The organism is Pseudomonas sp. C6002 (genome assembly GCF_013385805.1).
Classification (GTDB): domain Bacteria; phylum Pseudomonadota; class Gammaproteobacteria; order Pseudomonadales; family Pseudomonadaceae; genus Aquipseudomonas.
The window spans coordinates 56,105-77,614 of record NZ_JACAPH010000024.1; the positions used below are offsets into that span (position 1 = coordinate 56,105).

Annotated in this window: 16 protein-coding genes and 1 other RNA gene; 8 read left to right on the plus strand and 9 right to left on the minus strand. The window is 54.0% G+C overall.

What is annotated here, in order from left to right; genetic code table 11:
* Positions 1 to 1,342 precede the first annotated feature (1,342 nt).
* Both drt3b and drt3a read right to left on the minus strand, forming a co-directional pair.
* On the minus strand, positions 1,343 to 2,719 hold the full coding sequence (gene drt3b, locus HX817_RS16630) for an antiviral reverse transcriptase Drt3b (protein ID WP_177040616.1): 1,377 nt from the start codon (positions 2,717 to 2,719) through the stop codon (positions 1,343 to 1,345).
* A complete protein-coding gene (gene drt3a, locus HX817_RS16635; RefSeq protein ID WP_177040617.1) occupies positions 2,712 to 4,073 on the minus strand; it encodes an antiviral reverse transcriptase Drt3a in 1,362 nt (453 codons plus the stop codon). The genes drt3b and drt3a overlap by 8 nt, the downstream gene beginning before the upstream one ends.
* A 666-nt stretch (positions 4,074 to 4,739) precedes the next feature.
* On the opposite strand from drt3a, the gene HX817_RS16640 reads away from it, so the two are divergent.
* Genes HX817_RS16640 through qatC form a run of 3 tightly spaced genes read left to right on the plus strand, consistent with a single transcriptional unit; the run spans position 4,740 to position 8,604 of the window.
* Positions 4,740 to 6,542: a P-loop NTPase fold protein gene (locus HX817_RS16640; protein ID WP_177040618.1), complete on the plus strand. Its 1,803-nt coding sequence runs from the start codon at positions 4,740 to 4,742 to the stop codon at positions 6,540 to 6,542.
* Positions 6,542 to 7,297 (plus strand): hypothetical protein, encoded by a 756-nt coding sequence (locus HX817_RS16645; RefSeq protein ID WP_256345497.1) that lies wholly within the window; start codon positions 6,542 to 6,544, stop codon positions 7,295 to 7,297. Before HX817_RS16640 ends, HX817_RS16645 begins: the two co-directional genes overlap by 1 nt.
* Positions 7,294 to 8,604 (plus strand): Qat anti-phage system QueC-like protein QatC, encoded by a 1,311-nt coding sequence (gene qatC, locus HX817_RS16650; RefSeq protein WP_371317780.1) that lies wholly within the window; start codon positions 7,294 to 7,296, stop codon positions 8,602 to 8,604. The genes HX817_RS16645 and qatC overlap by 4 nt, the downstream gene beginning before the upstream one ends.
* Before the next feature lie 1,116 nt (positions 8,605 to 9,720).
* On the opposite strand, the gene ssrA is transcribed toward qatC, so the two are convergent.
* The 4 genes from ssrA to HX817_RS16670 all read right to left on the minus strand — a co-directional run bounded on the left by ssrA (position 9,721) and on the right by HX817_RS16670 (position 15,264).
* Positions 9,721 to 10,114, minus strand: a transfer-messenger RNA (tmRNA) gene (gene ssrA, locus HX817_RS16655).
* Positions 10,115 to 10,217: 103 nt separating this feature from the next.
* Complete coding sequence (locus HX817_RS16660) at positions 10,218 to 10,502, minus strand: hypothetical protein (protein WP_003212250.1); 285 nt, start codon at positions 10,500 to 10,502, stop codon at positions 10,218 to 10,220.
* Positions 10,503 to 10,688: 186 nt separating this feature from the next.
* Complete coding sequence (locus HX817_RS16665) at positions 10,689 to 13,499, minus strand: FAD-binding and (Fe-S)-binding domain-containing protein (RefSeq protein ID WP_177040619.1); 2,811 nt, start codon at positions 13,497 to 13,499, stop codon at positions 10,689 to 10,691.
* A gap of 70 nt (positions 13,500 to 13,569) precedes the next feature.
* On the minus strand, positions 13,570 to 15,264 hold the full coding sequence (locus HX817_RS16670; protein WP_177040620.1) for a lactate permease LctP family transporter: 1,695 nt from the start codon (positions 15,262 to 15,264) through the stop codon (positions 13,570 to 13,572).
* A 262-nt stretch (positions 15,265 to 15,526) separates the two neighbouring features.
* Here HX817_RS16670 and HX817_RS16675 point away from each other — a divergent pair, with 262 nt between their 5' ends.
* Positions 15,527 to 16,294: an FCD domain-containing protein gene (locus tag HX817_RS16675; protein WP_003212240.1), complete on the plus strand. Its 768-nt coding sequence runs from the start codon at positions 15,527 to 15,529 to the stop codon at positions 16,292 to 16,294.
* A 55-nt stretch (positions 16,295 to 16,349) separates the two neighbouring features.
* On the opposite strand, the gene smpB is transcribed toward HX817_RS16675, so the two are convergent.
* On the minus strand, positions 16,350 to 16,832 hold the full coding sequence (smpB, locus tag HX817_RS16680) for an SsrA-binding protein SmpB (protein WP_003212238.1): 483 nt from the start codon (positions 16,830 to 16,832) through the stop codon (positions 16,350 to 16,352).
* Between the two features lie 168 nt (positions 16,833 to 17,000).
* Here smpB and HX817_RS16685 point away from each other — a divergent pair, with 168 nt between their 5' ends.
* Both HX817_RS16685 and HX817_RS16690 read left to right on the plus strand, forming a co-directional pair.
* Complete coding sequence (locus HX817_RS16685; RefSeq protein WP_003212236.1) at positions 17,001 to 17,435, plus strand: type II toxin-antitoxin system RatA family toxin; 435 nt, start codon at positions 17,001 to 17,003, stop codon at positions 17,433 to 17,435.
* A complete protein-coding gene (locus tag HX817_RS16690; protein WP_177040621.1) occupies positions 17,428 to 17,742 on the plus strand; it encodes an RnfH family protein in 315 nt (104 codons plus the stop codon). Before HX817_RS16685 ends, HX817_RS16690 begins: the two co-directional genes overlap by 8 nt.
* A gap of 62 nt (positions 17,743 to 17,804) precedes the next feature.
* Here HX817_RS16690 and HX817_RS16695 read toward each other — a convergent pair whose 3' ends face one another.
* Entirely contained in the window at positions 17,805 to 18,332 is a 528-nt protein-coding gene (locus tag HX817_RS16695) for an outer membrane protein assembly factor BamE (RefSeq protein ID WP_003212232.1), read from the minus strand.
* 98 nt (positions 18,333 to 18,430) lie between these two features.
* Here HX817_RS16695 and fur point away from each other — a divergent pair, with 98 nt between their 5' ends.
* Positions 18,431 to 18,835, plus strand: coding sequence for a ferric iron uptake transcriptional regulator (fur, locus tag HX817_RS16700; protein ID WP_003212228.1), 405 nt, complete (start codon positions 18,431 to 18,433; stop codon positions 18,833 to 18,835).
* A 96-nt stretch (positions 18,836 to 18,931) separates the two neighbouring features.
* On the opposite strand, the gene recN is transcribed toward fur, so the two are convergent.
* Positions 18,932 to 20,605, minus strand: coding sequence for a DNA repair protein RecN (gene recN / locus HX817_RS16705; protein ID WP_087693402.1), 1,674 nt, complete (start codon positions 20,603 to 20,605; stop codon positions 18,932 to 18,934).
* 253 nt (positions 20,606 to 20,858) lie between these two features.
* On the opposite strand from recN, the gene grpE reads away from it, so the two are divergent.
* Entirely contained in the window at positions 20,859 to 21,419 is a 561-nt protein-coding gene (grpE, locus tag HX817_RS16710) for a nucleotide exchange factor GrpE (RefSeq protein ID WP_003212224.1), read from the plus strand.
* Positions 21,420 to 21,510: the final 91 nt, after the last annotated feature.

Consider the following 21,510-nt stretch of genomic DNA (forward strand, 5'->3'; position numbering starts at 1 on the left):
CCGCACAAGGCGGGTTTTGGTTGGTGCCGGGGGCATTTGAACCTGACTTTATTTTCCCAGTAATCATTGGGCTGTATGTAGGTTTTTGAATCACTGCATACACAGGGGCATACATACTCCTACCTGTTGCCAGGCCTTAGGCAAGGAAACGGCAGCGATGGTTATCCGAAAGATCATAACCTTACGCCTCATTCCTACTCTGGATCTTAATTTGTAACGCTGCCAGTTGGACTCCTCTTCGAACATCTGAACCGATTTGCATCACTCGGGCATCTATCGCAGATGCCACTGGCCATTCAAGTTCACGCGACTCGACCATTCATCTGCATTTGCGCTAACCATCTTTGTATGTGGTGGAAGGCGGTAGTGATGAAACGTCAGGGACGTCAGCCAAACAACGTTGGATTGTATTCGGCGGAAATTAGTCGTTTGTGAGCGAGCGCTTTCAGCCTAATGCGGCTAGTCATTTGTACTGAGGAAATATAAGGGAAACTCTATACAAATGTTGTGTTAGACACGCTCGTCATTTAAGAGGCGCCAAAAAAAAGGAGAAAGGCAGTCTCAACCTTAGTGTGTACGGCTTGCACCGCTCCTACGCGGCTAGCGTCTCATCTACCCATGAGGTGATGAAAAATTCGCTGCGTAGGTATAGAACGCGAACCTTTGAGGGGCTGCGTGGAGGTATATTGACTAGCCTTTCAGTCTACAGGCTAGCACAGGCAAAAATTAGAAAAAAGCCCTGAGTACTCCGATTAATAAACCTGCCTCAGTTCTTTACGCTCTAAAGCGTTTAGTAGATCGACTTCTTTCCAGTTAATAAACCAATATTCAGAGCCGTAAGAGGAAATGAAGTCACTTAATTCTTGCTGGTTGGGCTTGCGGATTTGTAGGGCGGTGCAAAGCCTATTTATATATTTTATTTTTCTTTTTCGGTCAATGTAAGGGCAAGTTAAGCTATCTAAGAGAATGCATGCTTGCTCCGTATTTGAAAGAATTTTCGACATATTTTGAAGCTTGGCGTCTAAGATTTTTAATGTCTTTTCTTTTATGGTGGAGTAATGGTTGTGATCTTTGATGTAGAAGAGGCATGAGACGATATTGAAATATGAGCTATCTCCACCGAAAACTTTCTCTACGATATGTGGAGGGAGTAAATATGCATCTCCGAAATCACTTAGAGAGAGAATGACATTTAAAACTTCAAGGGATATGAAGTTTTCTACGTCTGCTCTCCTATGAAAAGTCTCGCTGTCGAGCAAGGATAGTGATAGGTCAAATGCACGTTGCTTTATAGTGTGCTTATAATGTCCTAAGTGCTGGTCAGCGAAACGACAGATTAAAATTAGCGACGCGCAAAATTTGTATGAAGAGCTAACGGATGGGGCGACTGAATAAAAAAATGCATGACCTCTAAAAATACAATGCAAGCGTCTTTGTAGTTATTAATTCCTGTTTCGCGATTGAAGTCTTTAGGTATGTTTATCAGAAGCTTTGTTCTTTCAAATAAGGCGGATATTATATAGGAAGATACTTCGTCATATTCCATGCTTTCTGCAGAGCAAGTTGCCTTGATCGCATCAATAAAACTACGGACAAGACGATCTATTTTGAATATTTTTTTCGGCTTCAGTGAAGCCCCCTCATCTATTTCCTCTAAAAATCTTTCCGTAAATTCATTTACGTAAAGGTTTACCTCTCTTATAACTTTTGATTTCGGCGTAAAAAAGGGGCGTTGATATATTTGGCTTTTGGAAGAGTTGACGTGGAGCTTATAGGCTAAAAGGCTGTCAGCATATATCTCATAAATTTTGTTTGCCATGTCGGTTGATCTTGCAAATATAAATACATCGTCAACGTAACGTTTTATAGAGTAGTCTACACCTAAAATCCAGTTGAATTTTTCCGAGCGAAGCTTGGTCTCAACTTTGCAATCCACGTCCTGAAATATTATTTCTGAAAATATTCGACTTACTTCGGGACCAATTACAATGCCATTTGTTTCATTGTGATTGGCCATGCGAATTACATCGTCAAAATTGTTTCCGAATATCGATGCGGCATACCTACCATCTTTGATGAAGTTTTTGTCCTTTGTTGCCCAGGCAATCGAGTGCGTGTAAATACTATCAAAGCACTTAGAAACGTCTAGCGTTTTTAAAATCGTAAAATCCTTCTCGAGATCAAGAAAGGCTTTGGAGTTAAACATTTTGTAAAGTCTAGTGTAGCCTTTGTACGAGTAAAAGGATGAGCTGTGCTTAAGCTTGGTCTCTGAAGATTCGTCATCAATAGTGCCTCTTTTATATTGCCCAATATTTTCCCAAGAGCTTTTATAGTAAAAGATACTAGCTGTTTTGAACGGAGTGCGGATTGAGTAGTGGCCTACGGTGCAGTAGTGACAGATGAGATGCTCATAACGCTCGTAGAATAATTTAATTTGCCACTGTGATAGGGGGTGTAGAACTGAAAGGCACCGAAAGTCTGCTGCGCTTTTCCGTATCTTATACTGATAAGGTACAGTGCACCACTTTCCACCTTTGCTTGTTATGAATAAGTCTTCAATTACTCGAGCGAAGCCTGTCCTAGATATACGCTTTTTTGCAATATTGTAGAATCCATCGTTTGAAAATATAAGTGGTGTTTCATACGGGGCTGTTTCAGTTACTAGAACTCGGCAGTAATCGCTCTTTACGATTCGCTCGGCTTTTTTAACATCAGGCATACTCCCAGCACTCCCTGATAGCTTTGAATTGTGTACGATTAAAGTAGAAATAGTTACGCTCGTTGAAACCTCGTTTAAAACTGAAAGTCAATAGTCTGCGGCGTTGTAAGACCGTGGTGTTACAAAAGAAGCGATGGAATACTTTGCCGAAACTGCTCATGGTGGCCAGCCGTAAGTATTCATCGAGAGCATCCAGCGCTAGAGAGCTATCTTTATCTATTCTATGATAATTGTGATAGATTCCAGCCAGTCTATAGCCACCTCTATTGATATCTAAAACACTAAAATTTGAGGTTAGGAATTTCATGCGCATTTCAAGGAGCTCGAAGTTTTTGTTTTTGCAGTAATCTAGGTACGCTTTTGTTAGCCTGGTTTTTATTTTTTTTACCTTAGATTCGGCAATGTCCAAAACTACTTCTCGGCTGCCATTTTTTTCTGGTGGTTCGTAAACAGAGAAGCTATACCCCAAGTATTCAAATGAGAAAAGTAGTGGCATGTCAGGCTGCTGGCTTTTTTTATATCCGGAAGAGTCAGGTGCAGAGCAAAGCTCTTGTTTCTTTTTATTCAAGTAAAGTCCGCTCGGAAGAATTTTGCTCACTTTGGTAATGAACTGTTTTGAGTGTTCCTCACCACTGGTTATAATGATGATGTCATCGACATAGCGACTGTAAAAATAAACGCCCTGCATTGATTTTATAATTGCATCAAAAGAGCTCATCACAATTTCTGATAAGGTGGCACTTAAAGCCAGGCCTCTCGGGAGCCCTAAGCCGCCTCTAGATGTGAAGTGGTCAATTATGCACTGTATATGGTTCTTCGTTTGGGGGCTCAGCCCTTTGATGTTGTATATAGTGCTCAGGACTAGTGATGGTGCGAATGATTCATAAAAGCTTTTAATGTCTAGTCGATATATTTTAAATTGTGCGCTTTCCGCTATTAAAACCCTTAGGTTTGCGATTATAGTATCTCGAGATGGAGAGAATAAGGGTTTAGCCCTCCGTAAGTTTTTATCTATCTTGCGTAGCAATAATTCATGACTGAAAGCAGGGATTCTATAGACGTTTTTTCCGCGAAGGCTTGAGCTATTTAAAAATGAATAAGATTCAAATCCATTTTCCGAGCGCTCTACTGCTGCTTTAATTTCAGTATCCTTTGACTGCGGATTTCTTAGCCACGGCTTAAGGTAGAAATCGTTTTTCCTCAAGACTTTAGAAATTGATATAAAGTTATATGACTGGTCGTACATATGTAATCCCTTGCAAGAAAACACATTGGGGGGCTCTGTATTGCTGTCGAAGAAGCGAGTCGGAAAGTTGGTGCTGCGCGGATCCGTATCGCCCATCGCTACAAACATCTAACGGATCCTTGATCTCAACAGGGGGCCAACATGTAAGCGAGCGAGGCTCCAACGCGGCATAGGCGGTCGGCTCACTCAGTCCCGATTTTAGTCGCGATAGTCCCATCGCCTTGGTGTGTTGCTTTTCTGGGGGCTGAGTGAAACCTTCAGATACGACTGCATCGCGCTGCACAAAGACGTTGCGTGCTGTTGGATCAGGCAGGCAAATAGGGAGCGCTCGTCGCCCATGAGCCAAAGCCGCGGCCGTAAAAAAAGCGATGGCATAGCTGTATGCCACGTGCTCGTTTGAAAGCGACATTACGGTTCACTCCCTGAATCGCGTGGGTAAAGTGACCAGCATACTCGCGAACGCGAGTCCATCAATACACGGATATGGATCAGAGCAGGTTTGAGTTATCCATTGGTGGCCGCAAGCTACCCTTTGGCGAGCACGTTCTCATTTGTCCGACAGCGGCCTGTGGTTGTTAGCGCGGAAAAAGCGTTTAGCGGCTGATGCAGTGGCGCTCGTAGGTCAATCTACATGTCGTAACGAATCCTAGTGTCGAAATGATGGCGCTGGTGAGGATTTTAACTAATGATGTGGAGTTGAATCTTGGCTAGATCCACTCTGCTGGTCAATTAACAGTGCATGCCAGGGAAGCAATCACAAGCAAGGAGGCTCTGATGTGGGCAGATGTCGATACGAATAAGGATTTCCTAAACTACTCAGAGGTAGCAGATCTCGTGGCCGACGTGATCCGTGATCCGACCATGCGGCCGGTCACAGTGGGCGTTTTCGGGTCTTGGGGAACTGGGAAATCTACGCTTTTGAATCTGATTGAGGGCGGATTGAACCCTCACGACGCCACGTCTGATTTCATTATTGTCCGCTTCGATGCTTGGTTATACCAAGGTTTTGACGATTCCCGTGCCGCGCTGATGGAGGTCATTGCATCGACGCTCATCGAAGCTGCTCAAGGGTCTGAGTCCGTTCTTCCAAAGGCCAAAAGGTTGTTTTCACGTGTGAACAAAATGCGTGCGTTGGGGCTTTTGGTTGAAGGCAGTGCATTAGCGATGGGGATGCCGGCCTTTGGTTTTGGCGCAAAAGGTGTGGAGGCACTGAGTAAAGTTTTCTCTGGTGATGTCGACGGCGATGCGCTCGGAACGTTGAGGTCGGAGGGCGTCACCGCTAAAGACCATTTAACTGGAATTTTAGCTGAGGAAAAACAGCAGACCCCGCCCAAGCAAATCGCCGCCTTTCGTTCCGAGTTTTCTGAGGTCCTGACTGGGTTGAACAAGACCCTGGTCGTCTTTGTTGACAACCTGGATCGCTGTTTGCCTAAACAGACAATTCATACCCTGGAAGCGTTGCGGCTTTTCCTGTTCATGAACCATACGGCATTCGTCGTTGCGGCTGACGAGGAGATGGTCCGCCACTCTGTGAGCGAACATTTTAAGGATCCAGGTGACCGACACATTACCGACTACCTGGACAAGCTGATTCAAGTTCCTGTGCGTGTACCTATGCTGGGGGTGCAAGAGGTAAGAGCTTACCTTTTCATGCTCTTTGCATCTGCTGGAGACAAGATATCGCCCAGCAATGTAGAAAACCTTCGAGCTGGCCTTGAGGATAATTTGCGTAAAGCTTGGAAAGAGGAGCCCGTCAGCACTGAAAAAGCGTTAGGGCTACTGGGTGACGACTTACCTATAGAAGTCAAAGAAGCTTTCCCCATCGCCGACCGCATGGCTCCGATGCTTGCTAACTCGGCCTCCGTTCTTGGCAATCCTCGCATAGTCAAACGGATGCTTAACGTTGTTCGTATGCGAGTCCGTGTAGCAAAGCTGCGCGGAATGCCAGTAAATGAAGCTCTGATCGCCAAGGTCGCTTTATTTGAACGCTGTATGGATGAGAAAGCTGTTGCTTACCTTTATTCGGTAATCAATAGCGCCGCCGGCGGTAAGCCGGAAATTCTTGGCACCCTTGAAGGGCTTGTCGAGGATGCTGGCGAGTTTGAGGCCGCCTGTCCGGATGTATGGAAAACAAAGGAAAATCTACTCAAAGACTGGGTTCGCCTTGAACCTTCGCTTTCGACCCAGGACTTGCGGCCCATTGTTTACCTGAGCCGTGAGACGACGCCTATGAGGATTCTTCGTGCCGGTCTGTCTGCCGAAGCTGCGGAAGCTCTCACCGTGCTTAAGCGGATCACTAATACCTCCTCGCCCTCAGCGAAGTTAGCCTTGCAAGCGATACCTTCAAATGAGCATGTCGCGGTCATGGTCCAACTCATTGAGTCGATGCGGTCTCACTCTGATTGGTCCGTCAAAGCGGCAGGCTTTGATGGCGCCCAACTATTGGCTGACAAGTCTCAGGACGCTGGCGAGCTCTTATCCGATTTTATTCACACTGTAATGCCTGACAAGCTCAAGCCTTGGATGAACCCCAGAGTCAGAGACAAGCGCTGGTTTAACTCGCGGGAGCGGAAGTGATGGGGACCTCTACGTCGAGTAAGGGCCCTGGTGGCGGCTCACCCTATGTTCCAGGCTGGATCGACACTGATGGTCAGCCGCCGATCCCTGAAGCTCCACCACAAAGGTTTAAAGACTTTCGCACTAACCTGGGTAAATTCGTTTCCAGTGGAGACGGTTCCTACCTACGAGCGGCGATAGGTAGCTACGCTGGAGGGGCAACTGGCGGCAGCGCGACAGGATCTGCACGTTTTGGCTCGATGGCCGGAGCGGGTGGTGCTCTGTTCGGTGCAATGTCCGCTCTACGAGAGGGTCGATCTCCACCAGGTCTGGATTTAGCACGGCTGAATGGTCAAGACACCGACATTGCAATTGACATGATCGTTCAAGCGTTAACTCCAGAGGATGGCGACTCGGATCGAGTGCGAGTCGCAATGAATGAAGCCCTATCTGAATGTCTTGATGGATATGACGAGTTCGATTTTGAAAGCATATCTGACGAAATGCTGGTGCAGATGATGCTGGTGTACGTCACCAAATGCGTGTTCGGTCAGGTGGTTTTGGACTCAAACGATGCTTTCGCCAAAGCTGACACCCCCATCAAAGTTGAGCAAGCCGAGAAGGATCTTTATTCGCTCGTTGAATCAGTCACAGACAAGCACATGCGACCTCTTCTTTCGGGAAATTTAAAATCGTTTTCTAATGCTCAGATTCAGAATATTCAGCTAGCGGCCATACGGGAAGTGTGGAGCGAATGGGAGATGTATCAAGAGTGACTGACTTAATCTTCAATCATGACGCAAGCTTGCTCCCGTCACCGTCCGATAACACTATTCCTGTATTGATGTACGGGACCCGCCCTCCAGCTTCTGGGACTTGCTCTATTGGTGGCCCGGCCAGAGCCGCAGTCCGTCGGTTGGGAGCACCCGTCCATCGAACGGGATTCGACCTGCTCACTATTGCTATGGCAGTCACCGCAGCGGATACGTTTGTCGACAAGGCTACTGCGGACGATGGCTGGGCTCGCGATCTGCATTTGAGCATCCCAATTGCCGATCCGGAGCTTTGGCAACCGGCCCTACCGTTGTTAACGAAAGCCCTGCATTTTCTCAGCGGAGATATTTGGAATATCACTCTGTTGCCCGACGGGCCTAGGCAGCTCAAGCCACAGAATCGAGGCCATATTACAGTCATGGCAGGTCATGACTGTGTGAGCCTTTTTTCTGGTGGTATGGATAGCGGGATTGGGGCCTTGGACTTGCTTGCGAATGGTCGTCGGCCAATGTTGATTAGTCACTCGTACCGGGGTGACTCTGAAAAACAAATATTCGTGCGTGACCACCTCCCGGTAAAGGTTTCTAGGTTCGCTGCGCTTGCTCATCCGGTGTCGCGTCTTGGTAAATCTACAGATGTGCAAATGCGAACCCGGAGCTTCAACTTTCTTGCGTATGGTGCATTGGTTGGCGCGACACTGGCTCAATTGCGGGTTGCAGGCATACCTGTAGAATTATTTGTTCCCGAAAATGGGTTGATTGCCCTGAATCCGCCGATGACGCCTCGCCGTATAGGCTCCCTGAGCACCAGAACGACTCACCCACACTTTCTGGGCTTATTTCAGCAAGTTCTTGACGTGGTGGGGCTCCCTGTCCAGGTGATCAATCCCTACTCGCTGAAAACCAAAGGCGAAATGCTGGTTGAGTGTGTAGACCAAGCAAATATAAATATCCTCGCTGTAGAAACCGTCTCTTGCGGAAAGTGGAAGCGGTCACATCAGCAATGTGGCAAATGCGTTCCCTGCATTATTAGGCGGGCATCATTCCACGCTGCTGGAATGCCCGATACCACAAATTATCATGTCAAGGGTAAGGACCTCTCGGCCGTCATTAGAGATGCCAAAGGAAGGGATGATCTTATGGCTATGATTCTCGCCGCCCGCAGGCTGCCTGTGGAGAACGTCACTAAGTGGGTGTCCCAAGCTGGGCCGCTGCCGCTCCAGCGCGAAGCTAAGGACCAGCTCATTGGAGTAGCCAAGAGAGGTATGGAGGAGGTGAGGGCGTACCTGGAAAATCAAGGGCTGATTTGACTGGCTGTTTTCTGCCGTTAGCCCCCTCGGCGGTACTGCTGTCAAAAATTGTAGGTGTCATTTGGCAATGCACATACGCGCTTTCGATGCGGTCTTAGGAGAGTAACGAGCAGGAAAATGGACCGCAGGCGCATTTTTTGTCCCAGCAACAGTCGATTTTGTTACCCATGCTGTTACCCAATTCAGGTAAAAAAGCCCGTGCCGGGTAAAAAGATGGAGCCGCGCTACGACCTAGTTGCAAGTCGGAACGCCTAGCGGGCTAGGGCATTGAACTATTATTTAGTACGCCACTGTTGCTCGTCAGTGGGGGCTAATATTTCTGTTACCCAAATTTCAAAAGCTTTAGCTAGAGCCGCAGCTCGGCGCGCAATGCCCACGCTGCAAGAAGAGCCAAGAGGGACCCAACTTACGGGGGGGGGGGCATGCCCTTCAAAAGCTATCGGGTGGCCTTTCAGTTGCAACTGCAAAGGGTCGTACTGAAATCTGACGGGAGTGATATCTACGGCGATAGGGCGGAATGAATTACTGGCGTGTGACTTCGTCACGGCAGCGCTGCACGGGCGCACCGCTAGGTCCTGCATCCAATCCAAGTGTTTTGTGTGCGTGTCGTGCCTACTAGCAACGCCGACCAAAGCAGTCGTTAGGATCGGCGCTGCATGAGTGTGGTGCGGTTTACGCCATGGAGATATTCAGGCCTACATTCCTTAGTTCATCTGCGAGCGCCTGAGTTTCGGGATTGCCGAGCGTCTCGTCACGCAGCCAGGGTAGGTGCGCCAGTAGTGGCGATCAATACCGGGACGCTGACGGACTCGCTCGCAGTAGCGCTTGGGCCAACAGCTACTCTGTGCTGGCTTCGCGCAACGGTGAGCGGTGCCCCTGCACCAGTGAGCGGATTCATTCAGGCGACGGTTGATACGTCTTCTGGTTCTATTCCTGGTTTCCAGCAGATATCGGTTATGTAGGGATTGTGCAGTCGGCAGGACGCAGGGGAAGGGTTTTGCTGAAAAGCTGCTGAGCCGCAGCATGGTCGGCGTCAATCCACAGCTATTTTCAGCAACATTCGGTAGGCCAGATACAGCGAAGCCCGCGCTGGGCGGGCTTCTCTGGTGTCTCAATTGGTGGAGCCGGGGGGATTTGAACCCCCGTCCGCCAGTACTCCGCTGTCGGTACTACATGCGTAGCCGTTTCTATTAAGTTAACCCTCAGCGACCCGAAGGGCAGGGTGCTTTGGGCGAGTTGTGTAAGTTTTAGCCGCTTCGTCCACAACGTACTGCACGGCGATTCTGTTCTATATGACAATCACTTTGGGTTTACAGACATCCCCTGATGATTGCTGGACCCGAAGGTACCAGGAGGGAAGGGCTAAGGCTGCTTACGCAGCGAGAGCGTATTCCCCGTAGGTTTCGTCATTGGCAACTATAAGAAGTTGCAACAGTGGATTTACGAGTTCTGTTACCAACTCGGCATGCACCTAAAGTTTCGCAACCGGCGTCGAATCCTAAACGGCCCCGTGCTTGTAACTCGTTGTTTCTTAGTGAGTGACAAGCCTGTGCAGTGTACGCCAATCGGTCACAGAAGGCCAACCCGAAGGTTGGCCTCGGGCAATCAGCGAGTTACTGATTGCCGCCTTTGTCCGTGTCTTGCAGGCTTTGCAGGGCCTTGGAGGTGATCTCGATGCATTTCTTGTCATCGCCTGCCGCATGGGCTGCCTTGGCTTGGGAAACGGCGGTGTCGATTTCGCCAGATTTGCCGCTGGTGTCGGTGGCGAGCAACGCTTTACCGTTGTTGATTTTGTCCAGGTTGATTTGGCACAGATCGTCTTTTGTTCCGGCCGCAAACGCGGGGGACGCCAGCATCGCAGCGGTAATGAACAAACCAGCAAGAGCGGAACGCTTCATGGGTATCTCCTTGTGCAAATAGGGCTCGATGCTGCCGGTTTTCCGTGCAGCCAGCGAGGTCACTGATGAGCCTCGTTTGTCGAGGCCTATGCAGATGACTACGCCGGCGCGCAGGGGTTCTGTTTTGTCGCTGGATTAGTCGAAAAACCCCGAAATCATTAGGTTTGGCACCAAAAAGGGGCGGCTCTAATGGGCCCGCGCCTGGGTTACTCGGTCCACGAGGTAGACCAGGCCGTGGTAATCAATTCCACCGTGTTGCGTCAGACCAATCTCACACGTACGGCTGGTGGAGATGCCTTCGCTGCAATACTGCACCGCGTCCTTCAGGCTGCGTAGCGAGTGGGCATTCAGTTCGGGCGTGGTGAAGCCTTTGTCGCCGGCAAAACCACAACAATGAATGCCTTCAGGGATCACCACGTTTTTGCTGCAACGCCTGGCCAAGTCGATCAGCGCCTGGCTCTCTCCCAGGTGTTGGGTGCTGCAGGTGACGTGCACGGCGATCGGGGCTTCCTGGGGGGTGAAGTCGAGGCGGTCCATCAGGTGCGTGCGGATAAAGCGTACCGGGTCGTAGAGGTCGAGACGGGTTTCGGCCAGGTCCTGGACCAGGCGCAGGGTGCACGGGCTGGTGTCGCAGTAGATCGGGTCGAGGCCGCCCCGGCTGGCGTGGAGCAGGGCGCCGATCAGTTCCTGGCGTTTGTGTTCGGCTTGTTCGGCGTAGCCCTTGGATGCGAATGGTTGGCCGCAGCAGAGGTTGTCCTGATTGTCGGGGAAGACTACCTGGTAACCGGCTTTTTCCAGCAGGCCGCGGGTTTTGTCGTACAGCGACATCTGTTCGTGGTCGCCGGCTGCTGGGCCCATCGCGCGTGAGACGCAAGCGGCGAGGTACACCACGCGGGGTCGCTCATCGCTCACGGCGGGGCTGAAGCGAATGGCCTTTTCCGGTTGCGGCATGGCGTTGGTCCATTGGGGGATTTGCCCCTTGGACAGCCGGGTCACCGTGGCCGAGAGCTTCGCCAGTCGCGGCGCGCCCAGCAGCATGCGCGCGCCGTTGGCTACGTGCAGGGTGAAGCGCGCACCTTGCAGTGCTGTGGCGAAGTGCGTCGACAGCCATTCGGCGGTTTTCGTACGGTCGGCGTCGCGGCTGCGCAGCTTTTTCACCAAGTCGCCGGTATTGATGCCTACCGGGCAGCGCTGGGCACAAAGCCCGGTCGCCGCGCAGGTGTCGATGCCCTGGTATTGATAGGCCGCTTCCAGTTCGGTGGTATCGATACCGGCGCGTCTCCGGGCCTGGATATCGCGCCAGATCACGATGCGCTGGCGCGGGCTCAGGGTCAGTCCTTTCGACGGGCAAACCGGTTCGCAGAAACCGCACTCGATGCACTTATCCACAAGCTCGTCGGCGGCGGGCAGTGGCTTGAGGTGCTTGAGGTGGATTTGCGGGTCTTCGCTGAGCACCACGTCCGGATTGAGAATGCCGTTGGGGTCAAGCAGGCGCTTGAGCTGCCACATCAATTGGTAGGCATCGCTGCCCCATTCCAGTTCGACAAAGGGCGCCATGTTGCGACCGGTACCGTGCTCGGCCTTCAGCGAGCCGCCAAACTCCACGGCCACTAACTGGGCGACGTCGTCCATGAATGCCTGGTAGCGTGCGACTTCTTGCTCGCTGTTGAAGCCTTGAGTGAACACAAAGTGCAGATTGCCTTCCAGGGCGTGTCCGAAAAGGATCGCTTCGTCGTAGTGATGTTTGTCGAACAACTCGATCAGGCGGTTAACGCCAATAGCCAGTTGTTCCACCGGGAAGGTCACGTCTTCGATGATCACGGTGGTGCCGGTTTTACGCACGGCGCCCACGGCGGGGAAGGTGTCTTTGCGGATCGCCCACAGGCGGGCGTTTTCCACCGGGTCTTCGGTGAAGTCGACTTGTTTCTCCACTGGGAAGCTGGCCAGGGAGGCCATGATCAGCGCCAGTTGCTCATGCAGCAGCGAGGGCGAGGCGGCGCGGGATTCGATCAACAGGGCGCAGGCATTTTCCGATAGCTGCTGTACGAAAGCCGGCATGCCGGGTTTGTCCTGCACCGAACGCATGCTGCGGCGGTCCAGTAGTTCAACCGCTGAAACAGGTTGGGTTTTGAGTACGGTCACCGCGTTGCAGCAGGTTTCCACATCCGGGAACACGATCAGGGCCGAGGCTTTGTTCGGGTGGTCGATCACCGTGTCGTAGGTCACTGCGCTGATAAAACCCAGGGTGCCTTCGGAGCCGACCAGCAAATGGCTGAGGATATCCAGGGGCTCGTCGAAATCCACCAGGGCGTTGAGTGACAACCCGGTGGTATTTTTCAGACGGTATTTGTGGCGGATTTTTGCAGCCAGTTCAGCGTTTGCCCGGGTTTCTCGACCGAGTGCCGCCAGGCGGTCAAGCAGCTCGCCATGGCGTTGGCGAAAGGCCGCGACACTGGCCGGATCTTCCGTGTCCAGGCGGCTGCCGTCGGCCAGTACCAAGCGAATGCCCGCCAGGGTGTGATAGGTATTCTGCGCCGTGCCGCAGCACATGCCGCTGGCATTGTTGGCGACGATGCCGCCAATCTTGCAGGCATTGATCGACGCCGGGTCCGGGCCGATCTTGCGCCCGAACGGTGCCAGCCAGGCGTTGGCCTGCGCCCCGATCACGCCGGGCTGCAAGCGGATTTGTGTGCCCTGGCCGCGAATCTCGCGCCCGTTCCAATTGTCCCCCAGCACGATCAGTACCGAGTCGCTGATGGCCTGTCCCGAAAGGCTGGTGCCCGCCGCACGAAAGGTCACCGGCACGCGATCGCGTTGGGCCAGTTGCAGCAGCGCCACCACCTCATCTTCCGACTCGACACGGATCACCAGTTGTGGGATCAGTCGGTAAAAGCTGGCGTCGGTGCCGAAGGCGAGGGTGGAAAGTGGATCGTCGAAACGACGATCTTTCGGGATCAGTTGTGCGGCGTCGCTCAGAAAAGCAGCAGGCAGGCTCATCGGTCCTCCAGAAATAGCAGACGCCGGAATCGCTGCCCGGCGTCGGTTCTTACCCTATCGCGTGCAGGTCTTAGTGCACCAGCATACCGGTGAACCAGTAAGCCTGGGCCAAGGTGATCAGCCCGACGATCGTCGCGAAAAACAGGCTGTGCTTGAGGGTAAAGCGGAACAGGTCGGATTCCTTGCCCACCAGGCCAGTGGCGGCGCATGCCACGGCGATCGACTGCGGCGAGATCATCTTGCCGGTCACGCCGCCGCTGGTGTTCGCCGCTACCAGCAAGGTGTCGTTGACGCCGATCTGGTGCGCGGTAGTGGCTTGCAGCGAGCTGAACAGCGCGTTGGACGAGGTGTCGGAGCCGGTCAGAAACACTCCGAGCCAGCCAAGGAATGGCGAGAAGAACGGGAATGCTGCGCCGGTAGCCGCCAGCACCAGGGCCATGGTTGATGACATGCCCGAATAGTTGGTGACGAAGGCAAAGGCCAGCACCATGCCGATGGAAAGGATCGGCCAGCGCAGCTCATAAAAGGTTTCTTTCAAGGTGGTCAGACCAGTTTTGAAATCAATCTTCAGCACCAGCATCGATACCAGGGCGGAGAAGAAAATCGCCGTGCCGGTGGCGGAAATCGGATCAAGCTTGAATACCGCGGGGATGGCCGTTGGCGTAGCAACGATGGGCGCAACCTTGATCACCAGTTGATCCAGGTGCGGGATCGCAAAGTTGAATACCGAGCTGTACATCGCGCCGCCGGCGGCGAACATCGCCTTGAACGGCTTGAGGGTCCAGATGGTGACCAGCACGGTCAGGATCAGGAACGGCGACCAGGCCTTGAAAATTTCCCCCAGGCTGTAAGGCGAAGCCAGGGTGTTGCGAGGCAGGCCAAAGCCACCGGCGCTGGCAGTGACGGCAGTGCCGGACGTTGCGCCAGCGATTTGCGCGCCGGCACTGCGCTTGGGCTGCCAGACTTTCAGGAACAGGGTCAGGGAAATCAGGCTGGCCAGGGCCGAGGTGATGTCCGGCAGTTCCGGGCCGATGAAGTTCGAGGTGAAGAACTGGGTAACGGCGAAGCTCAGGCCTGCAACCAGTGCGGCTGGCCAGGTTTCCTTGACGCCGCGCAGGCCGTCCATCATGAACACCAGCCAGAACGGCACGAACAGCGACAGCAGCGGCAGCTGGCGACCGGCCATGGCGCCGATCTTGAACGCGTCGATCCCGGTCACTTGCCCGGCCACGATGATCGGAATCCCCAGTGCGCCGAACGCAACCGGGGCGGTGTTGGCAATCAGGCACAGGCCGGCGGCGTACAGCGGGTTGAAACCCAGGCCTACCAGCAGTGCGGCGGTAATCGCCACCGGTGCGCCGAAACCGGCGGCGCCTTCCAGGAACGCGCCGAAGCAGAAGCCGATCAGCAGCACTTGCAGGCGCTGGTCGTCGGTAATCGACAGCACGGAGCTGCGGATGATTTCGAACTGGCCGCTCTTGACCGTCAGTTTGTACAGGAATACGGCGGCGACGATGATCCAGGCGATTGGCCACAGGCCGTAGGCGAAGCCATAACCGGCGGCGGCGAGCGCCATGTCGACCGGCATCTGGAAGGCAAATATCGCCACCAGGATCGACAGTGCCAGGGTGATGCTGCCCGCAACGTGGCCTTTGAGGCGAAACACCGCCAGGGCCAGGAAGAAAAATACGATAGGAATGACGGCGGCCAGTGCGGACAGGCCGAGGCTGCCGAGCGGGCTGTAGAGCTGTTGCCAGGTTTGCATATGGGGTGGCCCCTAATTGTTGTTGGTCAGGCACTGCTTGGATGATTTGGGTAATTGGTATTACCAATTTACAATCACCGTTGGCTAGGTTAAAAGCCTTCTGGGGGATGTGTCAATTTGCCGCTTGTGAATCTTTGGTCGTAGGTCGGGATTGGTGGGGGCTGATTGGCTTAAACGAGGGCGTTCTGATAGGTGCCGGATACGCGGCGATAGGCCAGAATAGGGGGCCCCGGCGAGTGGTCGGGATGGTGGAGAGTTAGTTATGGGGTTTGATCAGGTGCGTCAGCGCCGTTTGTCTGACGACATCGTCGAGCAGCTTGAGGGCATGATCCTTGAGGGCACGCTGAAGTCGGGCGAGCGCTTGCCGGCCGAGCGCGCACTGGCCGAGCAGTTCGGGGTGTCGCGTCCGTCGTTGCGTGAGGCGATCCAGAAGCTGGTGGCAAAAGGTTTGCTGATCAGTCGCCAGGGTGGTGGCAATTATGTGGTGGAGTCGCTGGGTTCAACCTTCAGTGATCCGCTGCTGCATCTGCTGGAAAATAATCCGGAGGCTCAGCGTGATCTTCTGGAGTTTCGTCAGACCCTGGAGGCCTCGTGCGCGTATTACGCAGCGTTGCGTGCCACTGAGGTGGACCGCGAGCGGCTAACGGCAGCGTTCGAGGAGTTGCAGGATTGCTACACGCGGTCGGATGAAGTGAGCCGGGCGGAAGAGGGCGCGGCGGATGCGAGGTTTCACCTGGCCATCGCCGAGGCCAGCCATAACGCGGTATTGCTGCACACCATTCGCGGCCTGTTCGACCTGCTCAAGCGTAATGTGGTGACCAATATTGGCGGCATGTACCAGCAGCGTACGGAGACCCGCGACATGCTGATCAATCAGCATCGGGACCTGTACCTGGCGATTATCGAGGGGCGCGCCGAGCAGGCACGGGAAGTCTCAACACGTCACCTGCTGTACGTGCAGGAAGTGCTGGAGGAAGTGCGGCAGGAGGTTCAGCGCATGGCCCGGGCGGAGCGGCGCAAAGGGATGTAGCAATTGTGCTGGCTGAGGGAGCGGGCTCCCTCGGCCACATCAAGACACAAGAAAGTCAGTCTTCCTTGCCCTTGTTACGCACGGCACGCTGCAATTCCCGGTTGGAATCGCGCTCGCGCTCGGTATCACGCTTGTCGTATTCCTTCTTGCCCTTGCCCAGTGCGATCTCGCATTTGACCAGGTGCTTGCTCCAGTACCACGACAGGCAGACACAGGCGTAGCCCTTTTGCTGCACGGCGGCGTGGAGCTTTTCCAGCTCGCGGGCATTGAGCAACAGCTTGCGCGTGCGCACCGGGTCGGCGATCACGTGGGTGCTCGCGGTCATCAGCGGCGTGATATGACTGCCGAGCAGCCATGCCTCGCCGTCTTTGAGCAGCACATAACTGTCGACCAGCTGCAGCTTGCTGGCACGCAGACTTTTTACTTCCCAGCCGGCCAGGACCAGACCAGCCTCGAAACGATGTTCGATGAAGTAATCGTGTCGCGCCTTTTTATTTTGCGCGATGGTCCCTGTTGGGTGTTTCTTTTGTTTAGCCATAGGGGCGGCATTATAGGGAGTTGCGAGCGCGTCGGCTACGGTCAACCTGCGTGCTTGAGCGTGTTGAATGAATCCCGGACAATGCAGGCTGGTTTTTGATTTTTTTCTTTCGCGAATCCTGTTGTCCTTTCGCGATGTTTGCCGCTCAGCTGTGGAAATAACGCTCACATGACGACGCATATTCAACGTTCGGCCCTGCTGCCTTATCCGGCACAGGCGCTCTATGACCTGGTCAACGACGTGGCGCGTTACCCGGAGTTCCTGCCTTGGTGTTCGACTGCCGAGGTGTTGGAGAGCAGTGATGAGCACATGGTTGCCAGCGTGGGGGTGGCAAAGGGCGGCTTGAGCCAGCACTTTGTCACGCGCAACACGCTGGTGCCCGGGCAGTCCATCGAGATGAATCTCGAAGAAGGTCCGTTCACTCAGTTGCACGGTGTGTGGGTGTTCAAGGCGTTGAACGAGAAAGCCTGCAAGATCAGCCTGGACCTGTCGTTCGACTATGCCGGCCCTATCGTGCGTGCCACCCTGGGGCCACTGTTCAATCAGGCGGCCAATACTCTGGTGGACGCGTTTTGCCAGCGCGCCAAGCAAATGCATGGCTGAGCCATTGGTTGAAATCGAGGTGGTGTACGCCGCGGTGGATCGCCAGGTGTTGATGAGCCTGGCAGTAGCGCCGGGCTCAACCCTCAGGGTCGCAGTGTTGGGCTCGGGAATGGCTGCGCAATTTCCGGAGCTGAATCTGCAGGATTGCCCCTTGGGGATTTTCGGCAAGGTGGTAGCGGACGCTGACGTGCGTGTGGTGCAGGCTGGAGACCGAATCGAGATCTATCGGCCATTGCTCGCAGATCCGATGGAGATACGTCGTTTGCGCGCAGCCAAGGCTGCCAAGGCAAAACAGCGGAATTCATAGCTTGAGAAACGGCAGACAACAAAAAGCCCGGCATGCCGGGCTTTTTATCGAGCGTTACAAACTTACTGCGGGCTGGCGTCCAGAGGTTCTGGAGTTGGCACCGGCACGGTTTGCACGCCGTCGACGCCTTTCTGGATCTCGTCCAGCAACGAGCCAGGCTTGGCCGGTACCTCGGACTTGGGCTTCTCCTCGTTCTGCGCGGGCGCAGGAGCGGTGGTGCCGTTGTCCTTGCCCAGCAAGGCTTCATCGCGGCTTACGCCCGGTTTGAAGTCCCCCGACAGGCTGACGAGCTGGTCATTGCCATTGAAGATGACACTGACCCGCTCCTGCTGGCGTTCACCGCCACCAGGTTGGATGCTATAGAGATAATCCCAGCGATCGGCATGGAATGTGTCGGTCAGCAGGGGATTGCCCATGATAAACCGTACTTGCCGTCGGGTCATTCCCGGGCGTAACTGGTCTATCATGTCCTGCGTGACGACATTGCCCTGCTGGATGTCGATTTTGTAAACCCCGGGGAATGAACAACCGGCGAGTGCGAGCAGTCCCACAAAGGTGAAACTGGTTAGCAAGAGCTTGGTGTTTTGCATCGGTGGGCGACTTCCACTATCTTGGCTGGGACAACGTAAACGCCGATCATACCCGTATTAAGAGAAGCTGCGAAGCAGCATCCGCGAGAAAGCTAACCATGGTTGAAAATAGCGAACTACGCAAAGCCGGTCTTAAAGTGACTCTGCCACGAGTCAAGATTCTACAAATGCTCGATTCTGCTGAGCAGCGCCACATGAGTGCCGAGGATGTATACAAGGCGCTGATGGAGTCTAACGAGGACGTCGGCCTGGCCACGGTTTACCGTGTTCTGACCCAGTTTGAAGCAGCAGGACTGGTGGTTCGTCATAATTTCGACGGCGGTCATGCAGTGTTCGAATTGGCCGACGGCGGTCATCACGACCACATGGTTGACCTGGATACCAATGAGGTTATCGAGTTCACCAGTCCGGAAATCGAGAAGCTCCAGCACATGATCGCTGAGCAGCATGGATTCGATTTGGTGGACCACAATCTGGTTCTCTACATACGTAAGAAAAAGTAAGAAAGCTACGCAGATTCGCTCTGCGAAACGATCGAAGGCGACCCTAGGGTCGCCTTCGTGCTTTCTATAGAAAGAAAATACTCAGTAAGCCAGGCTTCAGACCTTCGCGGTTACCACCATTTTTTTCGCGTGAGCCAAGGACTCCTTGGTCAGGTCGATGCCGCCGAGCATCCGCGCCACTTCTTCTACCCGTTCGGTCTTGTTCAGCTTGGACACGGCGGTATGGGTCGCATCGCTGCCTCGCACCTTGTGCACGAACAAGTGCTGATGCCCTTGGGCGGCTACTTGTGGCAAGTGGGTAACGGTCAGTACCTGGCCGCGATCGCCCAGCCGGCGCAGCAACTGGCCCACGATCTCGGCAGTCGGGCCGCCGATCCCTACGTCCACTTCATCGAATACCAGTGTTGGCACGCGAGAGGTCTGGGCGGTGATCACCTGAATCGCCAGGCTGATCCGCGACAGCTCGCCGCCGGAAGCTACCTTTGCCAGTGCCTTGAGTGGCTGGCCCGGGTTCGCGCTGACCAGCAGTTCTACCTGTTCAAGGCCGTTGGGCAGCAGTTCATTGCTGGTGTTAGTGTGCAACTCGATGGTGAAGCGCCCGCCGGGCATGCCCAGGCGCTGGATTTCCTGCTCCACCGCGCTGGCCAGGCCGGTCGCTGCCTGATGGCGCAGGTCGCTGAGTTCTCGGGCTTTCTCGTGATAATGGCGAGCGAAGGACGCCAGCTCTTCACCCAGTCGCTCGATGGATTCGTCGTTGGCGTTCAGGGTTTCAATTTCATCCAGCAGCTTTTGCTGCATGGTTGCGACTTCGGTCGGCTGGATCCGGTGTTTGCGCGCCAGGGTGTAGATGGTGTCCAGGCGCTCTTCTATATCCTGCAGGCGGGCTGGGTCGGCATCGAAGTGATCGAGAAAGCGGTTCAGTTCGCCCACGGCTTCTTCTACCTGGATTTGCGCGCTGGTCAGCAAGGTGGTGGCTTCGTTCAGCGAGCCTGATGCGTTATTCACGCTGGATAGTCGGTTCAGGCTTGCAGTCAGGGCGTTGAGCACATTGCCGGAATCACTTTCGCTGCACTGCTCCACCACTTGCCGGCAGATGCCCAGCAGGGTTTCGGCGTTGGTGAGGTTCTTGTGTTCCTGTTCCAGTTGCTCCAGTTCCGTCTCGCCGAGCCCCAGGCTTTCCAGCTCTTCCAGTTGGTAGCTGAGCAATTGGTGGCGGGCACGCTGCTCATCGCCGGAGTTGGAAAGGCGCTCCAGCTCCTGGCGGGTCTGGCGCCAGCGCTGCGCAGCCAATTGCACCTGGCGCGCAAGATCGGTGGCACCGGCGTATTCGTCGAGGAGTCGGCGATGGGTGTCGGTTTTCAGCAGGGACTGGTGTTCATGCTGGCTGTGGATATCGATCAGCAGTTCGCCCAGGGCTTTCAAATCGCCGAGCGGGCAGGGCGTGCCATTTATATAGCCGCGGGAGCGCCCTTCGGCTGTGATCACCCGGCGCAGGATGCACGGGCCTTCATTGTTAAGGTCGCGCTCGGCAAGCCAGGCCTCGGCTTCCGGGATATCGGCCAGGTCAAAGGTGGCGAGGATATCGGCCTTGTCGGCGCCCGGGCGTACCACCCCGCTGTCGGCGCGATCACCCAGGGTCAGGCCCAGGGCGTCGAGCATGATCGACTTGCCGGCGCCGGTTTCGCCTGTGATTACGCTCATCCCGCGATCCAGTTCAAGATCCAGGTGTTCAACGATGGCGTAGTTATGTACGGACAGGTGCACCAGCATGACGGCCGCTCCCAGGCTTTAGGTCTGGTTATTTATACAGTGTTTTGTTTGGAGGTGACAATCCTGATGCTTAGTCCGATTTGCTTGAATAAATCGCTTTTTAAGCGCAACAGGGAATGATTGATAAGAATTGATCCAGGACAAGTGAAAGACTTTTGGTAACGCCTCAACCCTTGAACCTGAAAATTGTGGCCCCATATACCGGAACAGAAGCGCGAGTCGAGTTCGCGCATGATTTTGAAAGGAGAAATCTATGGCTGACGAACAGACGCAGGATACGCAAAATCCAGACGCCAACCAGGCCGCAGGTGAAGACCTGGCCGCTCGTGTGCAAGTGCTCGAAGAGCAATTGGCAGGCGCACAGGATCAATCGTTGCGTGTTGCCGCCGATCTGCAGAACGTCCGCCGCCGCGCCGAGCAGGATGTAGAAAAAGCTCACAAATTCGCCCTGGAAAAATTTGCCGGTGATCTGTTGCCGATCATCGACAGCCTGGAGCGTGGCCTTGAGCTGTCCAATCCGGACGACGAAAACATCCGCCCAATGCGCGAAGGGATCGAACTGACCCTGAAAATGTTCCAGGACACCCTGAAGCGTTATCAGCTGGAAGCCATCGATCCGCAAGGCGGCGAGCCGTTCAATGCCGAGCATCACCAGGCAATGGCGATGCAGGAAAACGCTGATCTTGAGCCGAACAGTGTATTGAAGGTGTTCCAGAAGGGTTACCAGCTCAACGGTCGCTTGCTGCGCCCGGCAATGGTTGTGGTGAGCAAGGCTCCTGCACCGGTTGCACCTTCTATTGATGAGCAGGCTTGAAATAAGTCGTAACGGCCCCATCTATAAGTCAAGCGTTTAAGTACTGCCGCAGTTAGCCACCACTGCTGCGGCAAAAAAATCTAAGTTTCGG